This is a genomic window from uncultured Aquincola sp., assembly GCF_964001545.1.
In the GTDB taxonomy this organism is placed as follows: Bacteria; Pseudomonadota; Gammaproteobacteria; order Burkholderiales; family Burkholderiaceae_C; genus Aquincola.
The window spans coordinates 20,758-29,173 of the sequence record NZ_CAXFDV010000167.1 but is presented as its reverse complement, the minus strand read 5'-3'; the positions used below and the strand labels follow the sequence as shown (position 1 = coordinate 29,173).

Genomic DNA, 8,416 nt, shown 5'->3' with positions numbered 1-8,416 from the left:
TTGGTGGCGCCCAGGTCGTCGATGGCCTGGCGGGTGACCACGCGCACCGACTGCGGCAGCTCGCGCAGCGGCAGCTCGGTCTTGGCGCCGGCGGCTTCGGCCGCGTGGTAGGCGCCGGACTGGGTGCGGCCGACCACTTCCACCGCCTGGGCGGGTTCGCTGGGGGTCTGGGCCAGGGCGGGGGCGGCGATGCCGGCCAGCGCCAGCACCAGGGGGTGCGGCAGGCTGGGGAAGGCGGCCAGGGAACGAAGGGCAGGCCGGCGATGGCCGGCGGAGGTCAAGCGGGGCATGGGGCGCAATCAACAGGACCCGCCCGCGGCGCTCATGGCCCGGGCGGATCGATGGACAGGAAGAGGACGGGTGCGCACTGACGCAGCCACGCGAAGGCCAGCCGCCCGAGGGGCTGGTGTCTGCGAGCGGCGGAGGTGCGGGCGCTGAAGAGGGCTGAAGAGGCGGGCGATCAGCCGCGGGCGGGTGGATCGCGCGAAGCGAAGCGCCAGCGGCCAGCGCTCGGCAGTACCGCCTCGTGTGGCGGCGCCGGGGTGGCCTGAGGGGCTGCCACCGGCAGCACCGGCGTGGGCGCCGGTGGCGGTGCGGCCGCGGCAGCCAGCTGGCTGAGCGCATGGCAGCCCAGGCACTGGTGATCGGCGGCGGGTGTGGGCGCCTCTTGCGGGGTGGGCGGCTGCGCATCGCCCGCCGGCTCGGCGGCTGCGCTGCGCGGCGTTTCCATCGCCAGCACCTGCTGCGTGTCCGCAGACCCGGCATGCAGGTGCATGGCCTGGTGCGCGGCCATGCCGAAGGCCATGTTCAGGAACATGACCCACAGCAGGAAACGGGATGACCGCGAACGGGACGACAGGATGCGCATGGCAGCGCGCATCATACTGTTGAGAATTGAGAATCGATGTTAATCAGCGTCGTCGGCGCTGGGCCAACCTTCGGCCGCCACCAGCGCGTCGAGCTGTTGCAGCACCAGCACCACCTCGGCCGCGGCGCGGAAGAGGGCGGGTGCCAGGGTGGCCGCTGCCGGTGGCAGCAGCAGCGGTGCGGTGGCAAAGGCTGCCCCATGGCCGGCGCCGCGCTCCAGCCGCCAGCGCAGCAGGCGCAGCCCGGCCTGCGCCAGCGCCACGGTGAAGGCCGGCAATGCGGTCTGCAGGCAGGGCAGGGTGGCTTCCTGCTCCGCCGCCATCGCCAGCCACACGCCGCCCGAAGCCAGCTGCAGCTGCACCACCAGCCGGCCCAGCATGGGCATGTCCAGCGCCAGCCGCATGGCCGGCAGCCCGCGCGCGGCCAGCGGCGGTGGCGGCTCTTCCGGCTCGGCTTCCACCAGCCGCATGGCCACCGGCTGGCCGTTCCAGGCGTGCAGCAAAAAGCCCAGCTTGTCCGCGCCCAGAGTGGGCAGCGCGGGCAGGCGCTGCTCGGCCGGCGGCGCCACCAGCGATTGAGATGCCGCCAGCGGCAGCAGCGACAGCGACGGGAATTCGGCAGTCGCCCAGGCGGGCAATGCCGGCTCGCCCGACCAGGCCGGCGTGAGCGCGCTGCGCGGCGGTGCGGGCGCGGGGGTGTTGGCGGTGGCGGGTGCCGGTGTGGCCGTCTGCGCCGCAGGTCCGCTGCGCCGCCCGCTGCGGTCGGCCGATTGCGCGGCGGCCGCCAGCCCCAGCTCCAGCGCCAGCCCCAGGCTGGCCGGCGCACCCGCGGCGGGCGCCAGCGCCTGCGGCAGGCCGCTGAGCACCAGCGCCCGCCAGGCGGCGGCCAGGGGCGCGGCCGGATTGCTGCCGGGGCGCAGCAGCGCCGCCTCGGCAGGCCCTTGCGAGGCGGGCAAAGGCGCAGGCAAGGTGTCGCCGCTGCTGGCGGGGTTGACGGGCTGGCCGGGGCGCTGGCCCTGGCGGCCTTCGGGGTCGATGGCGGCGGCCAGCAGGCCCGGCGGCAGGCCCGGGCGCATCGAGGGCAAAGCGCCCAGCGTGGAATCCCCCAGCGTGCCGCCCGAGGGCGGCCGTGCGGTCACCGGCGGGGTGGCCGCCGGCAGCGCAGGCTGCCCGGCTTCGCGGGCGCTGGGCCAGGTGGCCGGCACGCGGGCGACGGGTGAGATGGCGGTGATGCGGGTGGCCATGGCCGGGCAGCAGGGGGCGCCGGCCCGGTGCGGGCCAGCCGGTGGATCAAAAGGCGTGGGGGTGCTTCATGGCAGCAGAAGGCGACTGGCAGGCGCCGGACCTTAAGCGCCGGCTGCCTTTATTGCGCCAGTTGCATCAATCGATCCGAAAGATGCAATTCAAAGAATGATCGCAAAGGCCGAGCATCACGGCCATGCAACGAACCATCCCTTGTGTGCTGATGCGGGCCGGCACGTCCCGCGGCCCGTTTTTCCTGCGCGAATGGCTGCCGGCCGACGAGCAGGAACGTGACGAGGTGCTGATCGGCGCCATCGGCGCCAGCGACCCGCTGCAGCTGGACGGCGTGGGCGGCGGCAGCACCCTGACCAGCAAGGTGGCCATCGTCTCGAAGTCGGCCGAGGCGGGCTGCGACGTGGACTACTTGTTCGCCCAGGTGGGCGTGGGCCAGCGCTCGGTGGACACCCGGCCCAACTGCGGCAACATGCTGTCGGGCGTCGCGCCCTTCGCCATCGAGCAGGGGCTGGTGCAGGCGCGGGAGGGGGAAACCACGGTGCGTGTGTTCAACGTCAACACCCGCTCGCGCATCGACGTCACGGTGCTGACGCCCGGCCGCCGCGTGGTGTATGCGGGCGACACCCGCATCGACGGCGTGGCCGGCACCGCAGCGCCCATCCGCCTGAACTTTCTCGACGCCTGGGGCGCGGTCACCGGCTCGCTGTTTCCCACCGGCCGGCGCATCGACCGCATCGACGGCGTGGAGGTCACCTGCATCGACGCGGCCATGCCGCTGGTGATCGTGCGGGCTGCCGATCTGGGCCTGGCCGGTGGCGAAACGCCGGCCGAGCTGGACGCCAACACCGCGCTGCTGCTGCGCCTGGAAAAACTGCGCCGCTCGGCCGGCGAGGCCATGGGCCTGGGCGACGTGTCGCAAAGCGTGATCCCCAAGCCGGTGATCGCCAGCGACGGCGACAGCGCCGACAGCATCACCTCGCGCTACTTCACGCCGCGCCGCTGCCATGCCTCGCATGCGGTCACCGGCGCCATCGGCGTGGCCACCGCGTTTGCGCTGCCCGGCACCGTGGCCAGTGGCGCCAAGGGCGTCGAAGGCGTGCGCCAGATCGCGGTGCTGCATCCGCAGGGCCGCATCGAGGTCGAGGTGGCGGTGGAAGGCCATGGCCAGGACGCCGTGATCCGCCGTGCCGCCCTGGTGCGCACCGCCCGAAAGATCCTGCAGGGCCAGCTGGAGCTGCCTGACTACGTGTTCCCCACATCCACAGAAGGAGACAAACCCATGAAGAAGATCCTGGCCCCCGCGGCGCTGGCCGCTGCCGCCCTCATCGGTGCCGCCGTGCCCGCCGTGGCGCAGACCTACCCCACCAAGACCATCACCGTGGTGGTGCCCACCGCCGCCGGCGGCGGCAACGACGCGATGGCCCGCACCATCGCGCAGAAGCTGGGGCCGCTGCTGGGCCAGACCATCATCATCGACAACCGGGCCGGCGCCAACGGCTCCATCGCCAGCGAGTTCGTGGCCCGCGCCGCGCCCGATGGCCATACGTTGATGCTGGGCTACGTGGCCACCCATGCGATGAACCCCGCGCTGCAGAAGCTGCGCTACGACCCGGTGGCCAACTTCGAGCCAATCGGCCTGGTGGGCTACTCGCCCACCTTGATGGTGGCCAATGCCAACACCAAGGTGAAGGACGTCAAGGACCTGGTGGCGCAGCTCAAGGCCAAGCCCGACAGCTACACCTATGCCTCGGCCGGCAACGGCACCGCGCCGCACTTCGCGGCCGAGCTGTTCAAGCTCAATGCCGGCGTGGAGATGCTGGGCGTGCCCTACAAGGGCGCTGCGCCCGCCGTCAGCGACACCATCGGCGGGCAGACGCAGTTCATGTTCCCCAGCCTGTTCACCGCCTACCCGCACGTCAAGGCCGGCAAGCTCAAGGCGTTGGCGGTGGCCGGCCCCAAGCGCTCGCACCTGCTGCCCGACGTGCCCACGCTGAAGGAAGCCGGCGTCGATGGCGTCGAGGTGCAGCAGTGGTACGGCTTCTTCGCGCCGGCCAAGACGCCCAAGGCGGTGATCGACAAGCTCAACCGCGCGCTGAACCAGGTGCTGGCCGATCCCGAGATCGTCAAGCGCCTGGAAGACCACGGCGCCGATGTCGAGACCAGCACGCCCGAGGCCTTCGGCGCGCTGGTCAAGACCGAGCTGGACAAGTGGAAGAGCGTGGTGCAGCGCGCCCGCCTGACCGCCGACTGAACTACGACACCACCGAGGAGACAAGCTTGAAGCATCTGCAACCCATCACCCTGGCCATCGCCGCCCTGGCCACCGCCACCGCCGCACAGGCCCAGTCCAGCGTCACCGTCAGCGGCATCGCCGATGCGGCGGTGCGCGTGGTGTCCAACGAAGACCGCGGCAGCGTGAAGTCGCTGGTCAGCGGCAGCAACAGCACCAGCCGACTGGTCTTCCGCGGCACCGAAGACCTGGGCGATGGCCTGTCGGCCGGCTTCCACCTGGAGCACGGCATCCGCCTGGACAGCGGCGAAGCGGTGCAGAGCACGCAGTTCTGGGACCGCCGCTCCACCGTGAGCCTGGCCAGCCGCACGCTGGGCGAGCTGCGCGCCGGCCGCGACTTCGTGCCCAGCTACGTGGCCTGGACCCGGCACGACCCGTTCAGCTACGTGGGCGTGGGCGGCTCCACCAACCTCATCTCTGCCACGCCCAATGGCCCCATCCGCAACACCTTCGGCACCGCGGCCAACACCGTGGTGCGCGCCAGCAATGCGGTGCAGTGGATCGCGCCCGCGGGCCTGGGCGGTTTCGAGGGCGGCCTGCTGGTGGCGGCCGGCGAAGGCGGCACCGCCGCGTCGGGCCAGGCCAAGGTGGTGGGCCTGCGCGCGGGCTGGGCGGGCAGCGGCTTCCATGTGGGTGGCGCCTACACCCGCAGCGAGAACGACCGCACCGACGCCGGCGGCGTGTTCAAGGACGCCACCGTGGGCAGCGGCTGGGACGCGGGCGTGGTGCGCGTGTCGCTGGCCTGGCGCCGCTTCGACCAGGCCGATGCGAAGCAGACCAACTGGATGCTGGGCGCCTGGGTGCCGGTGGGCGCGGGCGAGGTCAAGCTGTCGTACCTGAAAGCCGACTTCGATGGCCGTGTGGGCCGCACCAACCTCGGCGCCAACGGCAGCCGCCAGCTGGCCGCGGGTTATGTGCATGCGCTGTCCAAGCGCACCGCGCTGTACGCCACGGTGGCCCGCATCGACAACGACGGCGCCAATGCGCTGGCCATTCCGGGCGGCGCCAGCGGTCTGGCGGCCGGCAACAGCTCCACCGGCACCGAGCTGGGCCTGCGCCACAATTTCTGATGCAAGCGATGAGCCCACACGAGACCGAGGCGCTCGACGCCTCCACCCTGGCCGGCTGGATCGGCCGCAGCGAAACCGTGCACGACCAGGTCGGCGCCACCCCGGTGCTGGCGCTGGCCGCCACGCTGGACCACCCGGCGGCCGATGCGCCCGCCGGCACGCCGCTGCCGCCGCTGTGGCACTGGCTGTACTTCCTGCCGCGGCATCGCCAGTCGGAGATCGGTGCCGACGGCCATGCGAAACGCGGTGGTTTTCTGCCACCGGTGCCGCTGCCGCGGCGCATGTGGGCGGGCGGGCGCTTTGCGTTCCATGCGCCGCTGCGGGTGGGTGACGCCATCGCCCGCACCTCGACCATCGAGGACGTGCAGGTCAAGCACGGCCGCACCGGTGCGCTGGTGTTCGTCACCGTGCGGCACGAGGTGCGTCGCAACGACGAGACCGCGCCGGCCATCGTCGAGCACCACGACATCGTCTACCGCGCGGCGCAGCAGCCCGGCGACGTGCCACCGCCGCCGCAGGCCGCCGAGACCGGCGCGCCCTGGCAGCGCGAGATCGTGCCCGACGACGTGCTGCTGTTCCGCTATTCGGCGCTGACCTTCAACGGCCACCGCATCCACTACGACCGCAAGTACGTGACCGAGGTGGAGGGCTACCCCGGCCTGATCGTGCACGGCCCGCTGATCGCCACGCTGCTGATGGACTTGCTGCGCCGCCAGGCGCCCGCGGCCGAGGTGGCCGGCTTCCGCTTCAAGGCCGTGCGGCCCACCTTCGACCTGCATCCCTTCCGCGTCAACGGCGCGCCATCGGCCGACGGCAAGACCGTGCGGCTCTGGGCCCAGGACCATGAAGGCTGGCTGACGATGGACGCCGTGGCCACGCTGCGCTGAGGCACTGAGGAGAACCTGATGCAACCCTTGAAGGGCCTGACCGTCGTCACGCTGGAACACGCCATCGCGGCGCCGTTCGCCACCCGCCAGCTGGCCGACCTGGGGGCGCGCGTGATCAAGATCGAACGCCCCGGCGTGGGCGACTTTGCGCGCGGCTACGACCAGCGGGTGCGCGGCCTGGCTTCGCACTTCGTGTGGACCAACCGCAGCAAGGAAAGCCTGACGCTGGACGTCAAGCACCCCGGCGCGGCCGAAGTGCTGCAGCGCCTGGTGCTGGAACACGCCGACGTGCTGGTGCAGAACCTGGCGCCCGGCGCCGCGGCCCGGCTGGGCCTGGGTTACGAGGCGCTGTCGGCCCAGAAGCCTTCGCTCATCGTCTGCGACATCTCGGGCTATGGCGGCGACGGCCCCTACCGCGACAAGAAGGCCTACGACCTGCTGATCCAGGCCGAGGCGGGCTTCGTCTCGGTCACCGGCACGCCGGAAGAGCCGTGCAAGGCCGGCGCCTCCATCGCCGACATCTCGGCCGGCATGTACGCCTACTCCAACATCCTGGCGGCGCTGCTGGAGCGGGGCCGTACCGGGCGCGGCCGGCACATCGACATCTCGATGCTGGAAGCGCTGACCGAGTGGACCAGCTTTCCGCTGTACTACGCCTTCGATGGTGCGCCGCCGCCGCCGCGCACCGGTGCCTCGCACGCCACCATCCACCCTTATGGTCCGTTCCCGACCGGGGCCGATGGCGGCAGCGTGCTGTTCGGCCTGCAGAACGAGCGCGAGTGGGCGAGCTTTTGCCAGACCGTGCTGCAGCAGCCGGCGCTGGCGCAGGACGAACGCTTTGCCGGCAATGCGAAGCGCGTGGCCCTGCGGGAAGAGCTGCGTGCCATCATCGTCGAGGCCTTTGCGCACCTCACCGCGCCGCAGGTGGTCCAGCGGCTGGAAGCCGCGCAGATCGCCAATGCCCGCGTGAACACCATGCAGGAGGTGTGGGCCCATCCACAGCTGCAGGCCCGCGGCCGCTGGCGCGAGGTGGGCTCACCGGCCGGTGCGCTGCCCGCCTTGCTGCCGCCCGGCAGCTGGCAGGAAGAGCCGCGCATGGACCCGGTGCCCGCGCTGGGCGAGCACACCGACGCCATCCTGGCCGAGCTGGGCCTGGACGCCGCGGCCATCGCGGCGTTGCGCGAAGCGAAAGCCATCTGATGGAGCCGCGCAGCTACCTGTTCGTGCCGGGCGACCGGCCGGCACGCTTCGGCAAGGCGCTGGCCAGCGGGGCGGATGTGGTCGTGCTCGACCTGGAAGACGCCGTGGCCGAGAGCGCCAAGGCCACGGCGCGCCAAGCCATTGCCCAGGCGGTGCGGGCCCTGCCGGCGGCCGATGCGGCGCGCATCGCGGTGCGCATCAACGCGGTCGGCTCGACCGAGCATGAACAAGACCTGCGCCTGGTGCGTGCACTGCCGCTGGCGGCGCTGATGCTGCCCAAGGCCGAAGACGCCGTCACGCTGGCCGCGCTGCATGCGCAGCTGCCCAACATGGCGCTGCTGCCCTTGTGCGAAAGCGCGTTGGGCGTGGCGCAGGCGGCGTCGCTGGCCGCCGCGCCGGGCGTGCAGCGCCTGGTGTTCGGCACGCTGGACTACGCGCTGGACCTGGGCCTGGACCTGGAAGCCGACCTGGCGCCGCTGGACCAGGCCGCCGCGCAGCTGGTGCTGGCCTCGCGCCTGGCCGCTTGCGCGGCGCCGGTGGCCGGCGTCACGCCGCAGCTGGGCGATGCCGCCCGCCTGCAGGCCGACACCACCTGGGCGCTGCGCCGCGGCTTCGGCGCCAAGCTGTGCATCCACCCCGACCAAGTGGCGCCGCTGCATGCCGCGCTGGCACCCAGCCCCGAGGCCCTGGCCTGGGCCGCCCGCGTGATCGCGGCGGACGCCGCTTCGCCCGGCGCGGCGCGGCTCGATGGCCGCATGGTCGACCGGCCGGTGGTGCTGCAGGCGCAGCGCACGCTGGCGCGCGCCGGCCGCTGACCGGCCCCGATCCACCTTCAAGAGGAGACAA

Annotated in this window: 7 protein-coding genes and 1 pseudogene; 5 read left to right on the top strand and 3 right to left on the bottom strand. The window is 72.4% G+C overall.

The features are described 5' to 3' along the window. The 3 genes and pseudogenes from ABNT58_RS05780 to ABNT58_RS05770 form a co-directional block, all read right to left on the bottom strand. A pseudogene (locus tag ABNT58_RS05780) lies at positions 1–290 on the bottom strand (hypothetical protein); the annotation flags it as partial. Positions 291–460: 170 nt separating this feature from the next. Beyond that, the gene (locus ABNT58_RS05775; protein WP_348752552.1) at positions 461–817 is read right to left on the bottom strand and encodes a hypothetical protein; all 357 of its coding nucleotides are present in this window, start codon (positions 815–817) and stop codon (positions 461–463) included. A gap of 90 nt (positions 818–907) precedes the next feature. Then, a complete protein-coding gene (locus ABNT58_RS05770) occupies positions 908–2,110 on the bottom strand; it encodes a flagellar hook-length control protein FliK (protein WP_348752551.1) in 1,203 nt (400 codons plus the stop codon). A gap of 194 nt (positions 2,111–2,304) precedes the next feature. Between ABNT58_RS05770 and ABNT58_RS05765 the strand changes: the two genes are divergently transcribed. The 5 genes from ABNT58_RS05765 to ABNT58_RS05745 are packed head-to-tail and all read left to right on the top strand — an operon-like array spanning position 2,305 to position 8,385. After that, positions 2,305–4,374 carry a 4-oxalomesaconate tautomerase gene (locus ABNT58_RS05765; protein WP_348752550.1) on the top strand — a complete coding sequence of 690 codons (2,070 nt, stop codon included), beginning with the start codon at positions 2,305–2,307 and terminating at the stop codon, positions 4,372–4,374. 26 nt (positions 4,375–4,400) lie between these two features. Beyond that, on the top strand, positions 4,401–5,483 hold the full coding sequence (locus ABNT58_RS05760; protein WP_348752549.1) for a porin: 1,083 nt from the start codon (positions 4,401–4,403) through the stop codon (positions 5,481–5,483). A gap of 8 nt (positions 5,484–5,491) precedes the next feature. After that, positions 5,492–6,370 (top strand): MaoC family dehydratase N-terminal domain-containing protein, encoded by an 879-nt coding sequence (locus ABNT58_RS05755; protein WP_348752548.1) that lies wholly within the window; start codon positions 5,492–5,494, stop codon positions 6,368–6,370. An 18-nt stretch (positions 6,371–6,388) separates the two neighbouring features. Beyond that, positions 6,389–7,570 carry a CaiB/BaiF CoA-transferase family protein gene (locus tag ABNT58_RS05750; RefSeq protein WP_348752547.1) on the top strand — a complete coding sequence of 394 codons (1,182 nt, stop codon included), beginning with the start codon at positions 6,389–6,391 and terminating at the stop codon, positions 7,568–7,570. Next, on the top strand, positions 7,570–8,385 hold the full coding sequence (locus ABNT58_RS05745; protein WP_348752546.1) for a CoA ester lyase: 816 nt from the start codon (positions 7,570–7,572) through the stop codon (positions 8,383–8,385). Before ABNT58_RS05750 ends, ABNT58_RS05745 begins: the two co-directional genes overlap by 1 nt. Positions 8,386–8,416: the final 31 nt, after the last annotated feature.

Excerpts from the sequence above, each read along its gene's own strand:
- ABNT58_RS05775 (WP_348752552.1), bottom strand. The coding sequence starts at position 817 with ATGTTCCTGAACATGGCCTTCGGCATGGCCGCGCACCAGGCCATGCAC.
- ABNT58_RS05770 (WP_348752551.1), bottom strand. The coding sequence starts at position 2,110 with ATGGCCACCCGCATCACCGCCATCTCACCCGTCGCCCGCGTGCCGGCC.
- ABNT58_RS05765 (WP_348752550.1), top strand. The coding sequence starts at position 2,305 with ATGCAACGAACCATCCCTTGTGTGCTGATGCGGGCCGGCACGTCCCGC.
- ABNT58_RS05755 (WP_348752548.1), top strand. The coding sequence starts at position 5,492 with ATGAGCCCACACGAGACCGAGGCGCTCGACGCCTCCACCCTGGCCGGC.
- ABNT58_RS05750 (WP_348752547.1), top strand. The coding sequence starts at position 6,389 with ATGCAACCCTTGAAGGGCCTGACCGTCGTCACGCTGGAACACGCCATC.
- ABNT58_RS05745 (WP_348752546.1), top strand. The coding sequence starts at position 7,570 with ATGGAGCCGCGCAGCTACCTGTTCGTGCCGGGCGACCGGCCGGCACGC.